Source organism: Mastigocoleus testarum BC008, from assembly GCF_001456025.1.
GTDB lineage: Bacteria > Cyanobacteriota > Cyanobacteriia > Cyanobacteriales > Nostocaceae > Mastigocoleus > Mastigocoleus testarum.
The window spans coordinates 26,055-46,367 of the sequence record NZ_LMTZ01000167.1; the positions used below are offsets into that span (position 1 = coordinate 26,055).

At 37.3% G+C, this 20,313-nt stretch carries 15 protein-coding genes and 1 pseudogene; 6 read left to right on the plus strand and 10 right to left on the minus strand.

Annotation, left to right across the window (positions count from 1 at the left end):
- Positions 1 to 113 precede the first annotated feature (113 nt).
- A complete protein-coding gene (locus tag BC008_RS44745) occupies positions 114 to 386 on the minus strand; it encodes a DUF6737 family protein (RefSeq protein ID WP_058184856.1) in 273 nt (90 codons plus the stop codon).
- Positions 387 to 546: 160 nt separating this feature from the next.
- Positions 547 to 1,620: an undecaprenyldiphospho-muramoylpentapeptide beta-N-acetylglucosaminyltransferase gene (gene murG / locus BC008_RS44750; protein WP_027846852.1), complete on the minus strand. Its 1,074-nt coding sequence runs from the start codon at positions 1,618 to 1,620 to the stop codon at positions 547 to 549.
- A gap of 738 nt (positions 1,621 to 2,358) precedes the next feature.
- Between murG and BC008_RS44755 the strand changes: the two genes are divergently transcribed.
- Together BC008_RS44755 and BC008_RS44760 are read left to right on the plus strand one after the other, a co-directional pair.
- Positions 2,359 to 3,171, plus strand: a complete 813-nt coding sequence (locus tag BC008_RS44755) for a hypothetical protein (RefSeq protein WP_027846851.1) — start codon at positions 2,359 to 2,361, stop codon at positions 3,169 to 3,171.
- A gap of 154 nt (positions 3,172 to 3,325) precedes the next feature.
- A complete protein-coding gene (locus BC008_RS44760; RefSeq protein WP_036266417.1) occupies positions 3,326 to 4,087 on the plus strand; it encodes an SDR family oxidoreductase in 762 nt (253 codons plus the stop codon).
- Here BC008_RS44760 and BC008_RS44765 read toward each other — a convergent pair.
- The 4 genes from BC008_RS44765 to BC008_RS44780 all read right to left on the minus strand — a co-directional run bounded on the left by BC008_RS44765 (position 4,067) and on the right by BC008_RS44780 (position 7,711).
- Positions 4,067 to 4,687 (minus strand): GNAT family N-acetyltransferase, encoded by a 621-nt coding sequence (locus BC008_RS44765; RefSeq protein WP_027844514.1) that lies wholly within the window; start codon positions 4,685 to 4,687, stop codon positions 4,067 to 4,069. The two genes, BC008_RS44760 and BC008_RS44765, sit on opposite strands and share 21 nt — an antisense overlap.
- 41 nt (positions 4,688 to 4,728) lie before the next feature.
- Positions 4,729 to 5,127, minus strand: a complete 399-nt coding sequence (locus BC008_RS44770; RefSeq protein ID WP_027844515.1) for a DUF1499 domain-containing protein — start codon at positions 5,125 to 5,127, stop codon at positions 4,729 to 4,731.
- Between the two features lie 73 nt (positions 5,128 to 5,200).
- Positions 5,201 to 7,216 (minus strand): sensor histidine kinase, encoded by a 2,016-nt coding sequence (locus tag BC008_RS44775; protein WP_027844516.1) that lies wholly within the window; start codon positions 7,214 to 7,216, stop codon positions 5,201 to 5,203.
- A 48-nt stretch (positions 7,217 to 7,264) separates the two neighbouring features.
- A complete protein-coding gene (locus tag BC008_RS44780) occupies positions 7,265 to 7,711 on the minus strand; it encodes a response regulator (RefSeq protein ID WP_027844517.1) in 447 nt (148 codons plus the stop codon).
- A gap of 624 nt (positions 7,712 to 8,335) precedes the next feature.
- Here BC008_RS44780 and BC008_RS44785 point away from each other — a divergent pair.
- Both BC008_RS44785 and BC008_RS44790 read left to right on the plus strand, forming a co-directional pair.
- The gene (locus BC008_RS44785) at positions 8,336 to 13,240 is read left to right on the plus strand and encodes a chemotaxis protein CheB (RefSeq protein WP_058184859.1); all 4,905 of its coding nucleotides are present in this window, start codon (positions 8,336 to 8,338) and stop codon (positions 13,238 to 13,240) included.
- 413 nt (positions 13,241 to 13,653) lie between these two features.
- Positions 13,654 to 14,187: a response regulator gene (locus tag BC008_RS44790; RefSeq protein WP_058184862.1), complete on the plus strand. Its 534-nt coding sequence runs from the start codon at positions 13,654 to 13,656 to the stop codon at positions 14,185 to 14,187.
- Between the two features lie 896 nt (positions 14,188 to 15,083).
- Here BC008_RS44790 and BC008_RS44795 read toward each other — a convergent pair.
- Together BC008_RS44795 and thrC are read right to left on the minus strand one after the other, a co-directional pair.
- Positions 15,084 to 15,359 (minus strand): MoaD/ThiS family protein, encoded by a 276-nt coding sequence (locus BC008_RS44795; RefSeq protein ID WP_058184864.1) that lies wholly within the window; start codon positions 15,357 to 15,359, stop codon positions 15,084 to 15,086.
- 251 nt (positions 15,360 to 15,610) lie between these two features.
- Positions 15,611 to 16,909: a threonine synthase gene (gene thrC / locus BC008_RS44800; protein WP_027844518.1), complete on the minus strand. Its 1,299-nt coding sequence runs from the start codon at positions 16,907 to 16,909 to the stop codon at positions 15,611 to 15,613.
- A 534-nt stretch (positions 16,910 to 17,443) separates the two neighbouring features.
- On the opposite strand from thrC, the gene BC008_RS44805 reads away from it, so the two are divergent.
- A complete protein-coding gene (locus tag BC008_RS44805; RefSeq protein WP_027844519.1) occupies positions 17,444 to 18,445 on the plus strand; it encodes a glycosyltransferase in 1,002 nt (333 codons plus the stop codon).
- Here BC008_RS44805 and BC008_RS50170 read toward each other — a convergent pair.
- Both BC008_RS50170 and BC008_RS47950 read right to left on the minus strand, forming a co-directional pair.
- A complete protein-coding gene (locus BC008_RS50170) occupies positions 18,432 to 18,611 on the minus strand; it encodes a hypothetical protein (protein WP_027844520.1) in 180 nt (59 codons plus the stop codon). The genes BC008_RS44805 and BC008_RS50170 overlap by 14 nt on opposite strands.
- Positions 18,612 to 18,659: 48 nt before the next feature.
- A protein-coding gene (locus tag BC008_RS47950) for an IS630 family transposase (protein WP_407657110.1) occupies positions 18,660 to 19,810 on the minus strand; the annotation gives its coding sequence in 2 pieces (ribosomal slippage) (positions 18,660 to 19,396 and positions 19,396 to 19,810; 1,152 coding nt in all).
- A 374-nt stretch (positions 19,811 to 20,184) separates the two neighbouring features.
- Here BC008_RS47950 and BC008_RS47275 point away from each other — a divergent pair.
- Positions 20,185 to 20,313 (plus strand): annotated as a pseudogene (locus BC008_RS47275) (ATP-binding protein); the annotation flags it as partial.

Below are 20,313 nucleotides of genomic sequence, written 5' to 3' on the forward strand. Positions count from 1 at the left end.
CAACCAAGCGAGATAATCAAAGTTTAAGATCTTTTGTGATAATCAGGTGCTCATTTACCATTTTCTAAAGACGTGACAAAGCTAACACCAACGCCACGGGCTCTGTCGCGTCTTTAAGATATTTCTCTTGATGAATTGTCTATTTCTGCTTGATACGAATCTAACAATCCACTACGAACAACTAATTGGGGATAAAGCAACAAAAAAAAGCCCATCCAGGTCAGAACGGGTATAGCAACCAAAAGTGTCAGCCAAACCATTCCAAATATTAGTTTAGATATTAACCAAGAACCCCCAATTATAGTTATCCCCACAAGCAAAATTGACCAAGGTTGACACCACCAAGGTTTGTAATTCCAGACACTGACAGGTTTTTGTTTGTTCATGGAGATTGGGGATTGGGGATTAGCAATTAGGTATCCAGAAAGATAAGAATAGTTTCTCGAACGTTACTCATTATTCTTATATAGACGCGACATGTCGCGTCTCTACAACTCATTACTGTGCGCTGTCGCGCCCCGCTGCGCTAACATTACTCATTACTCATTACTTCCCCACCAAGCTTCTTACCAACTTTGCCATTTTTTCCGCACTATCGGGAATTGCGATCGATGAAGCCTTTTCTCCCATAGTCTTTAATTCTAGGGGAGAACATAAAAGTTTTAAAACTTCATTTTGCAAGCTTTCTGCCGTTAAGTCCGATTGCTTAAACATTAGCCCTGCATCTACAGAGGTAAACACTTGAGCATTATAGGTTTGATGGTCTTCTGCAGCATAGGGATAGGGAATTAAAATTGCTGGAGTACCACACACAGCCAATTCCGTTAAACTACCAGCACCAGAACGGCTAATTGCTAAATTAGCACGTTGTAGTAAAGCTGCCATATTGTCGTAAAAAGGCAGTGAAATATACTTTTCGTGCTGCAGACTTTCAGCCTCTGGATCGTTATCTCCAGTTAAATGCACGATATAGGCTCCAGCGTCAAACCAAGCTGGGGCGGATTGTCTGACCAATTTATTAATTGCAACAGCCCCTTGGGAACCACCAAAAACTACAATTAATGGTGCACCCTCTGGAACTGGTAAATCCAAAGATGCTCCAATCTCTGGTTGCCTGAATTCCGGACGTACTGGCGTACCTAAGTATACAGTTTTGGCCTTGGGTAAATACTGAGCAGCGACATTAAATCCAAGGGCTACAGAAGTACACCAAGGAGCAAAAACACGAGTTACCTTACCCGGGAAAGCATTTGACTCGTGAAGAATAACAGGTAAACCTAAAGACCGCGCCGCGATCGTAGATGGTCCAGCGATATATCCCCCCGTTGTTATGACTCCTTGAAAATTACCTGCTTTTAAAAGTTTTCTGACATCGAGAACACTCCCAGCAAGTTTACCCAAAGTAAACAGTGACGAAAAACCAAAACCTTTTTGAAATCCCTCAACGGAAATAGTGTGTAATTTATACTCTTTGGGCACAAGTCGCGTTTCCAAACGATTGGGAACGCCCAACCATTCAATTTGATAGTCTGGTAGTTGTTGTGCCAGTGCGATCGCCGGAAACAAATGTCCTCCAGTACCGCTAGCAGCCATTAGTAGTTTGATCGGAGCCTTTGTCATCAAATTTCTACCGTGTCAGCACTTAGCTTAACTAAGATAAAACTAAATTACATATTATGTGAATTCAAAACTAAACGAGGGTAATTTAGCTCACATAATAGCAATAGTAAATCAAGCCGATTACCAAAATCATCATCATTGCTTGATTAATTGTAATTTACGTTGCGTTCTTGTGGCTAACGGGGTAATTTTAGAAGAAATTATAAGTTTAATTATTTTTAACATTTATTTTTAATATTTACTTTAGTAACTTATCTGGATGAATTTTTAGCAGCAAATTGCATTCTAGCTGATGTCTGTTAGCTGTGCTATGAGGCTTAACGAAATATTATGTGTAAAAATCTAAAACTTCCCATCTTTACAGGATCTCCTGGGAAAACGAAGTATTCATAATAAATGAACAAGACTATTGGCACTCCACCACATTAATTTTACTGGGTAAAGTAACGTTCGCCATAGCGCTTCAGGGCTCTAATATCAAGACTTTTGAAGGGTTAAAGCCCAACTAAAAACTGCTCATAACTTATGTGGCAAAGTAGTGGATTGTCAGCTTCTGGTGGATAATTCATATTTTGTTGGGTAACCTCCACCTTAAGCAGGTAAATTAGTTATCTTATATAAACCCGCCATAAATTTATGTTTCCAGTATCTGACTGTAAGGTTTTTGCTGAAAAACTGTGAATATCTTTATTAGAATCAACTACCAAATTAGAATCAACTACCAATTACCCCACACTAATGCCAAAATTAATTAATTTACTACTTAAACGCCAATCCATGCTTAAAATTTGCAGAGGGTTAGTTTTTTGTTTATTTGCGCTTAGTTTGGCAGGAAGCATAAAATCTGCTCAAGCCAAAGATTCCAAAGCCACACCAGTAGAATTAAAAAGCTTGTTAACCCAAATTGATACTGCAGCATCTCGACGTAATGTCAATGAGGTAATGAAATTTTATGCAAATAACTTTACCCATAACGACGGGTTAAACCGCAGTAGCTTACAAAAAGCGCTCAAGTCATTTTGGGAAAAATATCCTAACTTAAGATATTCTACCGAAGTCAAGTCGTGGAAAGCTGAAGGAAATGGAATTGTAGCTGAAACTGTGACCAATATCACTGCGGCTTCCTTTAAAGATAAGCACAGTCTAAAGGTGAATGCGAAAATTACATCTCGTCAACGTATAGTAGGTTCTAAAATAGTTAGTCAAGAAATTTTATCAGAACGTACTCAAATCACATCTGGTGCTAACCCTCCACAAGTTGACATTAATTTACCAGATAAGTTAAAAGTTGGTGAAAAATATAACTTTGATGCCATAGTTCAAGAACCTTTAGGTGACGATTATCTTCTGGGAGCAGCATTAGAGGAATCCGTTAAACCAAACAAATATCTCCAACCAACATCAGTAAATTTAGAATTACTTTCTGCTGGTGGTTTGTTTAAGACCGGAGAAGCACCAGCCACTCCTGGTAACAAATGGATTTCTGCAGTCTTGGTACGTGGTAATGGTATGACAATGATTACCCAACGGATTCCAGTAGTAGGGAAATAAATTCTCTGTTTTACTTAAATTTTGTTTTAAAGTACAAATAAACAAACCCGTCTTTTTGTTCGAAGGCGGGTTATTTAATTACCAATTACCCATTACCAATTACCCATTACCAATTACCAATTACCCATTACCAATTACCCATTACCAATTCCCTATGAACAATAAAATAGTTTTTATAACAGGTGCGAGCAGTGGAATAGGTGCTGCTTGTGCAAAAGTATTTGCAGATGCAGGTGCTAAATTAATTTTGGCTGCACGACGGAACGAACGTTTGCAAGAACTAGTAGAAAAATTAAACTTAAAACCCTCAGAATTTTATTTGCTAGAACTTGATGTCCGCGATCGCAAGACAGTAGAATCTGCAATTTCTTCTTTACCTTCTGAATGGTCTGCAATTGATGTTCTTATCAATAATGCTGGACTCAGTCGCGGTTTAGATAAACTTTATCAGGCTGATTTCCAAGATTGGGAGGAAATGATTGATACCAATATCAAGGGTTTACTTTATATGACTCGTTATATTGTCCCTGGTATGGTCAGTCGTGGTACAGGTCATGTAATTAATATAGGTTCCATTGCTGGACATCAAACCTATCCCGGAGGTAACGTTTACTGCGGTACTAAAGCTGCGGTGAAATCAATTTCTGAAGGTTTAAAACAAGACCTTTTAGGTTCTCCTGTACGAGTTACTTCTGTGGATCCTGGTTTGGTAGAAACTGAATTTAGTGAAGTTCGATTTCATGGAGATCGCGATCGCGCCAAAAAAGTTTATCAAGGAATGACTCCCCTAACTCCAGATGATGTGGCTGATGTCGTGTTCTTTTGCGCCACAAGACCGATTCATGTCAATATTAATGATGTAATTCTAATGCCGACAGAACAAGCGAGTGCAACTTTAGTCCACCGTCAAGGATAAGACGCGGGAACCAATAGTTCCCACAAATAAATTAATCGTCTTCGTTTCAACCACTTTAAATCCTAGAGATTCATAGAGTTTTTGGGCTCTCATATTACTTACGTCAACACTGATAAAAATAGTATTTGTGGAGCCCGAAGCGGTGCTCACTTCTGCAATACATTCTAAAAGTAACTGACGACCGATACCTTGGTTGCGATGTTCAGTTGCTACTGCAATGTTACTAATATAAAACGTTCCTTCTGGGAATTTGTGTTGCAAAACATGCTTGAGAATAATGCTTTGTACCAGTTTTAACCAGAGCTTTTGGCTGAAATTGAGGATATCGTAATAATCAGTGTTGTTATTGAGTTTGGTTGCAGGAATAATAATTGCAATTCCTACAACCTGTTTGTTTCGTTCCGCTACTCGAATGTATTGATGGCTAAAGCGATTATTCGAACACTGGACTAAATGAGTCAGATATCTAATCTTCGACGATCCAAACATTAAATTGAACAGTTCGGGTGCTGACTCATAAATCAGATACGCAACGTCCTTTAAATTATGACGAGCCAGTAACATCGGCGAATAAAAGACATTCTCGCTTTGTTTAGCCATTTCAGATCGAGTTCTTGCAACTGAGTATTTGGATAATCCAATTATTGACCGAACTTTTCTCTGATTGTTTCGATTCGTTTGCGATTCACACCCAAGTCACTTTGACCCAGACGAGAAGCGGAGCGAACATGAATATTTTGAGTATCGGGCTCGATGTAAAACTCTACATCATCAACATATCCCATTAATGCACTCTTGAATTCTACATACAGATAATTATCTGTTTCATTGATGATTGTCGTTCTGGGTAAAGACTGAATTATTGTCTTGAGTTTCGCTAAGGCTTCTTTGGGAGTAGAAGTATAAGTAAGTGGTTCAATGAAATGAATTGTGTCTGCAGGCTCGGTTTGACTGGAAACACAATTGGGTGATTTGGGACAGCTTGCTAATTTACCGCCATTTACACCTAAGTTATCTGGTCGTTTACCTGCAAAAATCATAGTTTTATTCTGTGGAATGTTAAGAACTATGAAAATTTTACAGCTTTAATGGCAGATATAGCGCTAGAAGCATCTACGATGTTAGCGGCTCATTCACAGGTAAAGTAAAAGTGACGGTAGTACCTTGGTTAAGACCAGGACTTTCGAGCCAGATTTTTCCTCCCATCAACTCTACAAAATTTTTGCAAATTGTTAATCCCAAACCCGTACCACCATAACGCCGTCTAATAGAACCATCTGCTTGGACAAAAGCTTCAAACAAAATATTTTGTTTGTTAGGTTCGATTCCAATTCCGGTATCAGATACAGAAAATTGAATCTCCGGCTTTTCGGAAGTTATACAGCGTAAGACTTCCAGTTTTATTTCTCCTTCTCTTGTAAACTTAAAAGCATTAGAAATGAGATTTATTAATATTTGCTGAAGTTTATTTTCATCAGCCCAGATCGCATCAACTTCAGACTTCATAACAAAATTTAAGTTGCAACCAATTGTTTGTGCTTTAAATAAACTACGTTGTTTATCTAGTAATGGCTGTAATTTTATAAATTTTAAATCAACCTGCATTCGACCTGCTTCTATTTTGGAAATATCTAAAACGTTATTAATAATATTGACGAGATTTTCCGCAGAAGTATAAGCGGCTTCAATGTATTCTTCTAGTTCTTCTTCATTGTCGTACAATCTTTCTCTGAGCAGTGTCAAATAATTTAATGTTGATGCTATTGGAGTCCGTAGCTCATGATTGGTAGTAGAGAGAAATTCAGATTTTAAACGACTGGCGGTTTCTGCGACAGTACGAGCCACTTGAAGCTTGCGATTATGTTCTTCAACCAAAAATCTTTGCTGTTTCTCTCTTTGGTACAAAGTATGTTGCAGTATAGCCATGGTGAAATGATTCCCCAGGGATTCTAGCAATTTTTGATCGCCTTCACTCCATTCGGGGACCTGTGCTGTTTTCATCTCTTTCCATTGTTCAAAAGATTGTCGAGGACGCTGTTGACGTTTATCTGGATCGTTATAACCCGCCCAAACTCTTTCAACATTGATTTCATCACGGAAAACAGCAAGGTAGCCTAAAACCTCTTGGCTATACCGAAGAGGTACTACCAAGATACTACGAATATGGGTATTTGTGAAAGCAGATATGAATTTATTTAATTTTTGTTCTTGATATATGTCCGTAATTACTTTTGACCTATTAGTAATTTCAGCGCTTTTAAACAATTCTAGCCATTGTTGAAACGATAGCTGTACTTGAGAACCAGTAATTAAGAACTCCTTATCTTTTAAGGTTTGAGTTAGTAATACAATTCCTCCAGATGCTTGAATTTCTCGAACTACTTCTCTAAGAACTTTTTGCAAAATTTTTTCTGTTTCTACTGATAAGTAAATACGAAAAGAAATATCACTAATTAATTTTTCTCGCCTAGCATTTGCTTCGACATCTTCCATTAAATTGGCTTGGGAAATTGCTAGTTCCAGCTGTTCAGTAATCATCTGGATAATTTGCAAATCAAGCTGGGAAAACCGTTTCGATTTACCATGATGAGCTATCAAGAGTCCCCAAAGTTTTTTATCTTTTAATATAGGTACAACTAAAGTTGATTTTACCCCCATGAGGTTTAAGTACTCTACATGACAAGGATCTACGGGGCGTTGTAAAAGTTTTTTTAAAGGTTCTTTACGTACTTGTTCTACTGTGAGTTCTTCTGCTGATGTGGAAAGAAAATGACTCGGTTCTAACAAACGAATTTTTTGCTCTTCTAAGTTTACAATAGAACGCACTTTGGCTTTAACAAATAACTCACGGGCTTGGGGTGGAATATCACCTGCAGGAAAATATAAACCTTTCAAAGATGGAAGGCGATCGCGATTAATAGACTCAGCAACAACTTGTCCATTACCTTGTTCGTCAAATTTATATATCTTGACACGATCTGTTTTTAGCAAACGACGAACCTCAGTGGTTGTAGAGTCTAGAACAGTTTGTAAATTCAAGGATTGACGAATACGACTGACAATCCGATTAAGTGTGGTTAAATGACTCAATTCTTTGACTGAGTTTGTTGCTTTTCGACGAACGCTCATATCTATATTTCAAGCTTTTATACTTTCAACATCAAGTATTTCTTAAAATCAAGTATTTGCTGAGGATTCTCCCTCCATTGAAGCTATATATTGATTACTAATCAAATCTTCCATCAAAGCTATCAAGGCTGAATAATTAGTTATGGGCTTGAGAAAAAATTCATCAGCTAAGGACTGTTGTAAAAGAATATCTCTCTCGGATTTTATTGCATAAGCTGTTAGCAAAATAATCGGAATATTTTTTGTTGGCTGCTGGCTTTTAAGAATTCGCGACAAATCGGAACCGCTTACTTCATCTCCATTCCAAACTGCACCGGGAAGATTAATGTCCATAAGAATGATGTCAACTTCACCTGCCTGTGACAAACTAAAAATTTTTTCACATTTGAAGGTAATTTCGACTTGATATCCTCCAAGACGTTCCAGTAATTTTGCTGTACCCTTGGCTAGAATTAAGTCGTCCTCTACTAATATAACTTTTGATTTTTTTCTCATATTTCAATCAATATCATTCTTATATCAATTTATTATCAGGATATTATATTATACTTGACAAAATATTTACGCATTATGACAGGTAAAAATACACAACTATCGAGGTGAGCAAGTCATAAATGATTAGTTTATTCTTCAATCCTTATTGTATCTATATAAAAAGGTTATAGCCTAGTGCTGAGCCTTTGTTAATTTCAGTGATAACACTTAAGTTTTAATCTTAAATTTGTATCATTTTTAAAAATGATGTATTTGAGTACTAGTTTTCAAAAATCCTCAGACCTTAATTGTATAATTATCTGCTGCTTTAATTAAACTTACTTAATAGGTTCCCTTTATATGAGTATTTCATAATTAAGCTTTAAAAATATTACATTTTCGGCGGTCTGAGATGATTACCAATCTACAAGGAAATTAACCGGTAGAGATTTCTGAACAAACAAAAACATCATTACAGATAATTTACTTTATACTACACAGTTATATATTTTCCTGTGTCTAAAAAATACACAATTATATTTTCATTAATATCAACTAGATAAATCTCAATCCCAATAAACTAAATTTAAACAAGGTTTTTATGGGGTTTAAATTGAAATATTAGTAATACCAGAATTAACTGAAATGAGTGATTTTGAAAGCAAAAACCAACAAACAAATCTTATGGACTCTCAACAAGCAAGGGATTTTTTCGTTGTGGGTATTGGTGCATCGGCTGGTGGGTTGCGTCCATTAGAAGAATTTTTTGAGCATACTCCTACCGATAGTGGGGCTGCTTTTGTTGTTGTTCAACATTTGTCACCAGACTTTAAGAGTCTAATGAAGGAATTACTGGGACGGAAAACCCACATGGAAATTTACCGTGTAGAAGATGGGATGAAGTTACAGCCAAACTCCATTTATCTGATTCCCCCCGGTCAAAATTTAGTAGTAAAAAATAGATCTCTGCAACTATATAAACAAAACCGCCAGACTCAAAAACCAAATTTTCCTATAGACCTGTTTTTTAAGTCCCTCGCTACTGATTGTGGTGAAAAAGCAATTGCTGTGGTGCTTTCGGGTACGGGAAGTGATGGTTCTCATGGACTAAGACTAATCCACGAAGCAGGTGGTTTATCAATCGTTCAAGACCCTAAAACTGCTCAATTTGATGGTATGTTGGTCAGTGCCATTGATACGGCAGTTGTTGACTATATCTTACCGCCAGTCGAGATATCAAAACTAATATATCAGTGTTTGACTTCTTGTAATACAATTCAAGGCGGCTTTTCTAATTTAGATGCTGATACAGGTTCAGATTCTTTTAAAATCCAACAAATAATAAATGTTTTAGCCCATCACGAACAAATTGATTTTTCTCACTACAAGTCTTCTACCTTATCGCGTCGTATTAATCGTCGTTGTCTAATCCTCGGCTGTGAAAATTTTGATGATTATATCAACCGTTTAAAAATTCTCCCTCAAGAACGAGATTTTTTACGTAATGACTTACTGATTAGTGTTACAGCTTTTTTTCGAGACACTCCTGCTTGGGAACATTTGGAAACAAAAATTATCCCTTCGCTTTTGAGAGAAGCAAAACCAGGAGAAGAATTACGCTTTTGGGTAACTGCTTGCGCGACAGGACAAGAAGCTTACTCTTTAGCAATTTTATTAGATGAAGCAATCAATAGGTCAGGAAAAAATGTCAGAATTAAGATTTTTGCCACAGATCTCGATAGAATCGCATTGGAAAAAGCTACTAATGGTATTTATCCAGAAACTATTGCTAATGATATTTCTCCAGAAAGACTAAAAAATTACTTTACATACAAAGATCAATCTTTTCAGGTCTCGCGAAAATTGCGTGAAATGTTAATTTTTGCTCCCCATGACTTAACCAAAGATGCTGGCTTCACGCGGATGCACCTTGTTAGCTGTCGTAATGTCTTAATTTATATGCAGCCCAAGCTGCAACAGCAAGTTTTACGCAATCTGCATTTTTCTTTAGTTCCCAATGGTATTCTTTTTTTGGGAGAAGCGGAAACAGTTAGTGAATATGAAGAAGAATTTATACCTCTAGATAAAAAGTGGAAAATTTTTCAAAAGCGGAGGGATATTAGACTACCGCTACCAATCCGAGGGATTGAAAAAATTTCGAGAAATTTAATCACCCAGTCTAATAATTCGCCAAAAAGTCGTTCGAGTAAAGAACAAATGCTAGAAATAGCATTCAGTAGTTTTTTACAGGAGCATAGAACTACTTGTTTGTTGGTAAATAAAGACAATCAGGTAATACATTTTTTCCAAGATTTATTATCGGTTCTGAAGTTACCTTTGGGTAATCCCACAATGGAAGTGACTAGGTTAGTACCTCTAGCCCTTCAGTTACCTCTCAATACTGCATTGCATCGAGCTAAACGAGAAAAACGTGCGGTTTTTTTTGGTGGAATTGACTTAAGGAATGAAAACGATAATGAAAATAAGATTAGCATTAATTTGAAAGTAAGCTATCACAAAGGAAACAAGATCGCAGGGGATTTTATCAGTGTAACAATATCCGAAAGTGACCCAGTACATTCCCAATTAATAACTGATAAATCGCTAACTGGTGATAGCTTTGAATTAGATCGAGCAGCACATGCTCGAATCATGGAGTTAGAATACGAGCTTCAGGAAACCCGAGAAAACCTCCAAGCAACGATTGAAGAGTTAGAAACTACTAACGAAGAGCAACAAGCAACCAACGAAGAATTAATTGCTTCTAATGAGGAATTACAAAGTACCAACGAAGAATTACATTCCGTGAATGAAGAATTACACACCGTTAACACCGAATATCAATCGAAAATTCAGGAACTTGTCGAGTTAAATAATGATGTTAACAACTTACTTCGCAGTACTAATTTTGGTGTCGTCTTTCTTGATAGAGAACTTCAAATACGTAAATTTACTGCTGCTGCAACTACTGCAATCAACTTCAAAGAAGGTGATGTTGGTCGCTCACTAGAAGACATAACCCATAATACTAATTGTTTTGACTTAAGAGAACTAATTTTACAAGTCATAGAAACTGAATTGCCAATAGAAAAAGAAATTAAACAAGTAAAAAATGACACTCATTTATTGATGCGAATCAATCCCTATCGTCAAGAAGATGGGGATATTGACGGTGTTGTGATTACCTTTGTTGATGTTGATGAACTCAAAACGGTACAAGAGCAAGTGTTTAGAGTTAACGAAGCACTTAGAGAATCAGAACATAGTCTTCGTAAAAGCGAAGAGCGCTTCAGAGCCATTTTTGAACAAGCTGCTGTCGGTATTGCTCTACTTGATACAGATGGTAAGTGGTTGAAGGTCAACCAAAAAGTTTGCGAAATTACAGGTTATTCAGAAGAAAAATTGTCGGAATTAAAGTTTCAAGATATTACCTATACCGACGACATAGAAGCAGACTTAGAACAAATCAAACAATTGCTAGCTGGCGAAATTAGTTCATATTTTCTAGAAAAACGTTATGTTCGCCAGGATGATACGTTAGTATGGGTAAATATAGCACCAAGTATCGTTAGAGAGACAGCCGATAGTCCGGGATACTTTATTGTCGTTATAGAAGATATCAGCGATCGCAAACAAGCAGAAGCTAAACTACAAAATGCTTCTCAAGCTCTTACAGAAATTACAGAACGTTATGAATTAGCGGTTAGGGGGTCGAAAGACGGTATTTGGGATTGGAATGTCGAAACCGGAGAGTCATATATTTCCCCAAGATGGAAAGAAATTTTGGGTTACAAAGATGATGAACTTGCAAATAGTGCTGATACTTTTTTCTCATACCTACATCCAGAAGACAGAAAACAAGCAGAGGAAGCTATTAAACAACACTTTGAGCTTCATGTTCCTTTTGATATTGAATGTCGGATGCGAAACAAACAAAATGAATATGTATGGATACGCAATCGGGGACAAGCTACTTGGGATCAATCTGGAAAACCAGTACGGATGTCCGGTTCAATAAGCGACATCACACCTTTGAAAAGGGTAGAGGAAGATTTACGTAATGTGAATCATCAATTAGCTCTAGCTAAAGAAAGTGCTGAAGCTGCAAATCACGCAAAAAGTGAATTCCTGGCTAAAATGACCCACGAATTGCGAACTCCTCTCAATTCGATTCTCGGTTTTACGCAAATTTTATACCGTCAATCTAATCTCCAAGATCAACAGCGCAAATATCTTGATACTGTTCTCCGTTGCGGTAATCACTTGCTGAATTTAATTAACGATATTTTAGATATTTCTAAGATTGAAGCTGGAGCAATTGAACTTAATACAACAGAGTTTGATTTATACAATATTATTGACTCTCTCGAGCAAATGTTGCAAATCAAAAGTAAAAGCAAAGGTTTGCAATTAAATGTTGAATTTAGTGAAGATATTCCTCAATACATCAGAACCGATGAAGCAAGATTACGCCAAGTTTTAATTAATTTGTTAGGTAACGCAATTAAATTTACAGATACTGGTAATATTTTATTACAAATCATCAGAGGTACAATTACGGAATCGAGTCATTCTCATCTAAATGATGGGATAAATTCCTGTTACTTGACTTTCCGCATTAAAGATACGGGTAAAGGAATAGCTGAGAGAGATTTAAGCAATATATTTGATGCTTTTGTACAAGCAGGTAACAATCAGGAATACTGTGATGGTACGGGTTTGGGCTTAGCAATTTCTAAGAATTACATTGATTTGATGGGAGGTGAGATGCAAATTCAAAGCAATTTAGGGAAAGGAACCACTGTAGAATTTGATATCCCTGTCACCATCATACCTAAGGAAGAATTTGTAGAGCATTTGCCAAAGGGTCGAATTATAGGGTTAGATCCAGAACAACCTAAATCGTTGATTTTGATTGCTGAAGATAATTCAGATAATCATCAATTATTGCTCGAAATTATCTCAGGAGTAGGTTTTGAAACAATTCAAGCCCACAACGGACAGGAAGCAGTGGAAAAATGGCAGAAATACAAACCCGATCTTGTTTTAATGGACATGCAAATGCCAGTAATGAACGGCTATGAAGCTACCCGTGAAATTAGATCCACTTCTGAAGGTAAAGATACAACAATTATTATCGCCCAAACATCCAATGCTTTTAACGAAGATAAGAAATTAATTATGTCCCTTGGTTGCGATGATTTTATTAGTAAACCGTTTCAAGAACAAATCCTTCTAGAAAAAATAGCCCATCATTTAGGAGTTAAATATATCTACAGCAACGACGAACCGCAGGATTTAGAGCAGCGAAAAAATCCGCAAGTTCAAATCACTCCAGAATCATTAGCATTTATGTCAGATCAGTGGCGCTTCCAACTTCATCAAGTTGCTAGCACCTGCAATAAAAAAGATATTCTCAAGGTATTAGCAGATATTCCTGAAGACAACAATAGCAATATTCAAGTCAAACAGTATTTAATAAATTTAGCAAATAAATTCTTATTTGATGTAATTGTCGATTTGACCACACCTTTGGAAGAAAGTAATTAAAGTACAAAGAATAGCAGATACAGCACTATGCAGTTAGGTAGTTAAGACCTTGATGAGTGCTGTCCTGTCCTACGGACACGCGCTTAGCCTGTAGTGTGGGCGTTTGAAAGCATTAAGCGCGGATGTTAGGGGGCAGGTGAAAGGCTACGCCGCGTACAAATACCGCACGCAGGTGCGCTCAGCCTCTAGCTGCACTCTACGGAAATGCTACCTACGCTGCGGGTCTGCTAGCCGTTAATGCTCATAGGACGCGGTCTGTTTTGACTACCCCAACTCATCTGATATGCATTCCATTACAATAAGTAATATTACTGTTGTTGCTGTATTTTAAAATTATTAATATCATTGAAAACAACTACTAAATAATTATTTCCTAGTATTAAAAAATACGAATGAGGTAAAGGTAGAGAATTATGGATGACATGTTAGAAATGTTGGATTTCAAAGGTGATATCCTCATAATTGATGACGAACCAAATAACTTAGACGTTTTATCTACCAGTCTTGAATGTTATGGCTACCAAGTAAGGCAAGCTGTAAGTGCTGAAATTGCTCTGAAAACCATCAAGCTTAAACTACCAGAATTGATTCTGCTAGATGTCATCATGCCAAAAGTTGACGGATATGAATTATGTCAACAATTAAAATCAAATCCAGAGACAAAAGATATACCAGTAATTTTCTTAAGTGCTTTGAGTCAAGAGCATGATAAGGGAAAAGGATTTGAAGTTGGTGCGGTGGACTTTATTAGTAAGCCTTTTCATTTAGAAGAGATTCTGGCTAGAATCAACCATCAATTAACAATTCGTCAATTAGAAATTAAGCTAAGGGAAACCAATCAGGAACTTGAAAAACAAAAATATCGCTTACAAACAGAAATATATCTGCGCGAGAAAATAGAAGAAGAATTGAAAGACTCCAAAGCTTTATTGGAATCTAGAGGATGAACCACCCCAACTTGCTACGCAGAAGTTGGAGGACACTTACCAACGGTAACTATTTTGATTGTTTCATCTAACTTGTGGTGAATCTTAGCTTTGACAGTCCCAAATCTACCGGGAAACTTCAAATCAGATGCTACGCCGACACCGTTAAGGCTCTCACCGACTTGTTTTATTTTCTGCGGATACTGAATTGATTAACGATGATGTCTTGATTTGAACTTAGGACACTTTGCTTACCCTCAAAAAAGGTTTTGATAAGCGCGGCTAAGATTGAAGCTCATAGACTGCAAAATCTGTGAATAACACTTACCCAGCCAAATAGTTTCTTCCTCTTTTTTGAGTTGTGGCAATATAAAATTTAGCACAGACTGAGACGGTCCTTTGCAAGTTTCCTTGTAAGTCTCAATGCACTTATTCAGTCCATAATTCCACCACCAACAAGCACAACTAAAATTGATTGTTGTGCAAGCACATGAACTTGTTGCTGTATGGGGTATACTCTTACTTTTACTGCTTAACGTCTCGTCTGTTTAATCCTAAATTATCGACCTGTTAATATTGGGTAGATTTTGCAGTAACACATCAATTAAAAAACACAAATTTTTACTGATATTTTCCCGCTCTATACGCTCTGCACCCCTTCACCCATCAGGACGTGACCTGCGTCGTTTAGACATTAGTGCAAAGCACGCGTGCAAGTGGGTAATTCCATTAACTGGAGCTTAAGAAATCTTAATTTCATCTATTGATAGAAGTCTAAAAAAGAATCACACAACTTAGAATAAGAAGGTTATTCGACAAAAAGAGTTATAAAAACATAGGTAGAGATGTGTACTCGTCGTGCCACATCTCTACGACATTTACCAAAGATATCTAATAAAAATTGCTAAAAATATGAACTAACCACCAGCAACAGCAGGGACAATACTTACTTCATCCCCATCTTTTAAAGGTGTGCTGGTACCTTCCAAAAAACGAATATCTTCACTATTAACGTACAAATTTAAAAAACGTCGTGGTTTTCCTTGTTCGTCACAAAGACGTGACTTAATTCCAGGACAAGCTTGTTCTAAAGAGTCGATTAACTCCGAAATTGAGTTACCACTACATTCTAAAGTCGCTTGGTTACTTGTAAATTTCTGAAGAGCAGTTGGAACTAAAACTTTTATTGTCATATCAAAACAAAGCGAAAAGTTTAAAGGGAGTTTGTCATTAATGGGTAATGGGTAATGGGTAATGGGTAATGAGTAATTGGTAATTTCTTACTTCTTACTTCTTACTCATTACTTACTTACTGTGCGCTGTAGACACCCTCATTGTCTGTGCTTACGCCCCGCTACGCTAACACTTTGTGTTTGCCCGCATCCTAGCGGATGAACAGCTTTGCTGTCTATAACGCGCCCCGCTACGCTAACATTACTCATTACTAAACAAGTACTTGTTGCCATTCTAAACGTTCGAGTGTACGGGAACGTTCGAGGGCTGTTTCAAAACTATCGAGTTTAGCCTCGATTGTCAAAGGTTCGCCAATATAACCTTGTACGGCTTCTTGGGTTTTGAGACCATTACCAGTAATGTACGCTACGGTAGTTTCTTCTGGATCGATTTTACCTGCTTCTACCAGTTTCTTTAATACAGCTATTGTTGTACCGCCAGCTGTTTCTGTAAAGATGCCTTCAGTTTCTGCAAGTAATTTCATTCCTTCAATGATTTCTGTGTCATTGACAGCTTCAATATTACCACCAGTCTTTTTAGCGATTTCGACTGCATATATACCATCTGCAGGATTCCCAATTGCAATGGATTTAGCAATTGTGTTTGGCTTTACTGGTTCAATGAAATCTCTATCTTCTTTAAATGCTTTATATATGGGGGAACATCCTTCAGCTTGCGCTCCACTGAAGCGGACTTTCTTACCCTCCACTAAACCAACTTCAGTAAACTCGTTAAATCCTTTGTAGATTTTAGTAAACAAAGAACCACTAGCTAAAGGTGCAACTATGTGGTCAGGTAATTCCCAACCTAATTGTTCTGCAACTTCAAACCCTAAAGTTTTAGAACCTTCTGAGTAATAGGGACGTAGATTAATGTTTACAAATCCCCAACCGTGAGTATTTGCAACTTCCGAACATAGACGGTTAACCTGATCGTAATTACCTTTAACCGCCATTAGGGTAGGGCTGTAAATTAAACTTCCTAAAATTTTACCAGCTTCCAAATCGGCAGGAATGAATACACAGCAATCTAAACCTGCATGGGCTGCGATCGCAGCTGTGGAATTTGCTAGGTTACCAGTACTAGCACAAGAAACTGTACTAAAACCTAACTCTTTTGCTCTAGTTAGTGCTACTGAAACTACCCTATCCTTGAAACTGAGGGTAGGCATGTTAACAGCATCATTTTTAATATAAAGCTTTTTCAAGCCAAGGCGACGAGCCAAGCGATGAGAACGTACTAGGGGGGTCATTCCGGTTCCCACATCAATTGGGTTTTCGCTAGCGACAGGTAAAAACTTGCGATAGCGCCAAATTGAGTTTGGTCCAGCTTGGATAGTTTGACGAGTTACCGTGTTGCGTAGATTGCTGTAGTCATAGGTAACTTCCAAAGGACCAAAACAAAACTCACAAACATGACTGGCTTGCAGTTCGTATTCTGCACCACATTCTTTACATTTTAGGTTTTTAAAGGATGCAGTAGCTGCTTGAGTACCGGTCGTCGCTTGCATAGAGCTATCCCCCTGAGTTCTTGTCTATTGCGAAATGATGATATCACGGCGAAAAAATGGCAGTCAAACAATCCCGACTATTTTTGTCGGGATTAATAAAATCATGAGTAAAGTAGGTGTAATTGTGTCAAGAGGTACATAATTTTAGAAAAATTTCAATGGTTTGCAGCCAAGGATTTATCAATTCTAAAGATTACGAAAATAAAAGGTTCTACCAATTTGGAAAAATAATCAAACAAATAGATTTCTGTAGAGACGTTGCATGCAACGTCTCTACAATATTTATTCTTACCTACGGTACGCTTACGCGTTTGGAGGCACTACGTGTATGACTAAAGTCACGCTACCGCTAACAGCAAGAGACGTGCAAACATCTTTGATGCGGCTAACACAAATAATTTAGGATTGCTATAGAACGGTAAATTCCAAGTACACAGTTTTTAAATGAGCGGTGTATTTTAGGCTCCTTGAAAACTACTGCTAACAATTGTTAGATAAGCTAATCTACTAATTGCAGTTGAAGAGACTGATACGATGAGAAAGTTGTACTTCTTGCTTCCAGGAACCGATGGTAAGTTTGCTTGTGGTGGTTTGTGGGCGGAGTTAAAAACCTTTAACCTTGTAAAACAGGTATGTAGCGCCAATGTTGTTACTTACCGTCAACGAGAAAAGGACAAGCCGTTTTTAGATGATGTACTGAAGCAGTCAAACTTAGATGATGTAATCTTTATTGTTAGTTGGGGATTTGATGTTGCGAAACTTGCAACGAAGTTAAAACAATATAATGTGGTTTACCATGCCCATAGTACAGACTATGGTTTCAGTTTACCTGCAAGCATCCCGATCGTTACTGTTAGTCGCCACACCATGGGATATTGGGGTAAAAATTCACCTAATTCACTGATTTACTATTTACCCAATCAAATAAGCGATGAATTTCAAAATTTAAATTTGTCACGGGACATCGATGTTTTAGTACAAGCGCGCAAATCTTCCGAATATTTAATGGAAAAATTAATTCCTGCTTTGCAAAAGCAATGCAAGGTGGAGGTAGTTAATTCTTATGTAGAAGATTTACCGGGTTTATTTAACCAAGCCAAAGTTTACCTTTATGATTCCGCTGAATATTGGGCTTTACAGGGAGTAACTGAAGGTTTTGGTTTGCAACCGATGGAAGCTTTAGCTTGTGGATGTCAGGTTTTCTCTAGTATTAATAGTGGTTTATCAGATTATTTAGATCCTGGATTTAATAGTTATAAGATTGCTGCATATTCCCAGGAGTATGACGTACAACGTATATTAAAAAATGTCTGTAATTGGACACCACCAGAACTACCCGCTCATTTTTTCACTGAATATCGCCGTGAAAGTATAATTCAGCGTTTACAGGTGATTTTAAATGACTTAAATGACTTTTTTACACATAAACAGCAATATAAACCTGATATTGAAAGTCTGACTAAAATTCGATTTGCTAAATTATTTGCTCAAAGCGCTTACAAGAAAATTAAGAAAAAGTATTTTACTCGTTCTTAGGGGGTGTTTGGAAAACTATATTACTTACCCAGTCAATAAACCGAAATAGTTTAATGATATCTTCTTTTTGATAAGCTCTTTCGTATAGGCGTTTCGTCAGATAAAGTTTCCAGTATTTTCGTACCTCATTGTCTTGGCGTGTTTCTTTCGCCTTGATATGAGCCATCACAACTGTAGCAAAAGGATTTGAACTTGCTTCTAGTAGTCTTTTTCATTAGTTTTGATGGGTTGGATAAATCTTAGAAAGCTTATTCCTAGCGTCTTCTGTACGAAAACGCCAATCTATACAAATCTTTTTAAGATTGCGATCTGCTTGCAGCAGCGCTTCGCTATCGCACTCCCAGGTGGAAACTTCTTTTTCTAAAGTTTCAACATCTGGAATTCGTCGACTTAAACATTGTCGTACAAGTACAGATAACTCAGATTCAACCATATTTAGCCAGCTACCATGTTTAGGTGTATGGTGAATCTCTAATTTTTTCGCAATTCTTCTGGCTTCAACTGGCTCAAATACTTCATATAAAGCAGCGATAGTATGAGTATTTAAATTATCCATTACCAATCGAATTACTTCAGAATTAGAGAAATGAATATCAACTAATTCTTTCATACAATAAGCAAAGTCAACCTTAGTTCTTCTTTGAGTAACTTTAATATGTCTCCATCCTAAATATGGAGCAAAAAATGCGAACAAATTACAAGTTCCATTACGCTCATATTCATAATCAATTTTTTCTTTTTTACCTGGCTTATCTTGGGTTTTAGGGGCAGGTGGTATGGAGTGATGCACATCCTCAATTAATGGACATAATTTTTCATCAAAGCATATCAATGGATGTCCCAGATCTATTGGTTGAGCGTATAAATCAAGGACATCTTCCATTTTAGAGACAAATTCCGAGCTAACTTTAGGAATGCACCATTGTTGCTTCAACCAAGGCTTTAATTCATTTTTTTTAATGTGCGAAAAACTGTACTCTCACTCACAGCATCAACTACTTCTAAACTCACTAATCTATCCGCTAACATTTTTAAAGTCCAACGACCATAACCACTTGGCGGATTGCTGCAAGTTGTTGCGATTAAATATGCCTCTGCTGTACTTGTTAACTTCGGTGGTTTGCCACTGCGTGGACGCTCTTTAAGTGTTGTTTCTAAACTTTCGGTGCAGAATTGTTTACGAGTTCTTTCAATAGTTGGAATTGATATATGTAAAGTAGAAGATATTGTTTTATCAGTCTTACCCTCAGAAGCCATTAATAGAGTGTGTGCTCTACGAATTGCTCTAGCACTTGAAGAACCTTTTCTTACAATATCAAGTAGTTGCTGCCTTTGTTCTCCTGTAAGATAAACTTTATACTTCATCGCTAATACACCCATCTTTATCCCGTTCGGCGTAGCCATGCGATCGCTGAGCACGCGCTGACGCGTTCGGCTTGCCGCGTCTTAGGCTCATGCCCGCAGGCTTATCGCAGACCTGTGGGGCGATCTGCAAGCAGGTGGCTACGCCTATCGCAGTCCGCTTGTGGACTTAAAAGTCCACATCGCTTAATTAATTAGTATAGGATAAAACCCATCAAAACTAATGAAAAGGACTACTAGTGTCTATAGCGTTATATGGGGATTAGCGACTGGGGTAAGTCCAAACCTAACAGCAAAGAGAAAAAGAGTAATTAATAATACCAATTATCAACAACTCCTTACTCCTTACTTTTTACTTTTTACTTCTTACTTCTCAAATGATTACTTTTGTGGTGACAGACACTGGAATTGGGATGTCGCCAAGACAGCGGGAGCAGTTATTTCAGCCATTTACTCAAGGGGATGCTTCAACTACAAAAAGATATGGTGGAACTGGTTTAGGTTTA

What these genes read in the sequence shown, in the direction of transcription:
- BC008_RS44765 (WP_027844514.1), bottom strand. Translation starts at nt 4,687, where the DNA reads ATGGCTAAACAAAGCGAGAATGTCTTTTATTCGCCGATGTTACTGGCT.
- thrC (WP_027844518.1), bottom strand. Translation starts at nt 16,909, where the DNA reads ATGCAAGCGACGACCGGTACTCAAGCAGCTACTGCATCCTTTAAAAAC.
- BC008_RS44795 (WP_058184864.1), bottom strand. Translation starts at nt 15,359, where the DNA reads ATGACAATAAAAGTTTTAGTTCCAACTGCTCTTCAGAAATTTACAAGT.
- BC008_RS44780 (WP_027844517.1), bottom strand. Translation starts at nt 7,711, where the DNA reads ATGAGAAAAAAATCAAAAGTTATATTAGTAGAGGACGACTTAATTCTA.
- BC008_RS44755 (WP_027846851.1), top strand. Translation starts at nt 2,359, where the DNA reads ATGCCAAAATTAATTAATTTACTACTTAAACGCCAATCCATGCTTAAA.
- BC008_RS44790 (WP_058184862.1), top strand. Translation starts at nt 13,654, where the DNA reads ATGGATGACATGTTAGAAATGTTGGATTTCAAAGGTGATATCCTCATA.
- murG (WP_027846852.1), bottom strand. Translation starts at nt 1,620, where the DNA reads ATGACAAAGGCTCCGATCAAACTACTAATGGCTGCTAGCGGTACTGGA.
- BC008_RS44775 (WP_027844516.1), bottom strand. Translation starts at nt 7,216, where the DNA reads ATGAGCGTTCGTCGAAAAGCAACAAACTCAGTCAAAGAATTGAGTCAT.
- BC008_RS44805 (WP_027844519.1), top strand. Translation starts at nt 17,444, where the DNA reads ATGAGAAAGTTGTACTTCTTGCTTCCAGGAACCGATGGTAAGTTTGCT.
- BC008_RS44770 (WP_027844515.1), bottom strand. Translation starts at nt 5,127, where the DNA reads ATGATTTTTGCAGGTAAACGACCAGATAACTTAGGTGTAAATGGCGGT.
- BC008_RS50170 (WP_027844520.1), bottom strand. Translation starts at nt 18,611, where the DNA reads ATGGCTCATATCAAGGCGAAAGAAACACGCCAAGACAATGAGGTACGA.
- BC008_RS44785 (WP_058184859.1), top strand. Translation starts at nt 8,336, where the DNA reads ATGAGTGATTTTGAAAGCAAAAACCAACAAACAAATCTTATGGACTCT.
- BC008_RS44745 (WP_058184856.1), bottom strand. Translation starts at nt 386, where the DNA reads ATGAACAAACAAAAACCTGTCAGTGTCTGGAATTACAAACCTTGGTGG.
- BC008_RS44760 (WP_036266417.1), top strand. Translation starts at nt 3,326, where the DNA reads ATGAACAATAAAATAGTTTTTATAACAGGTGCGAGCAGTGGAATAGGT.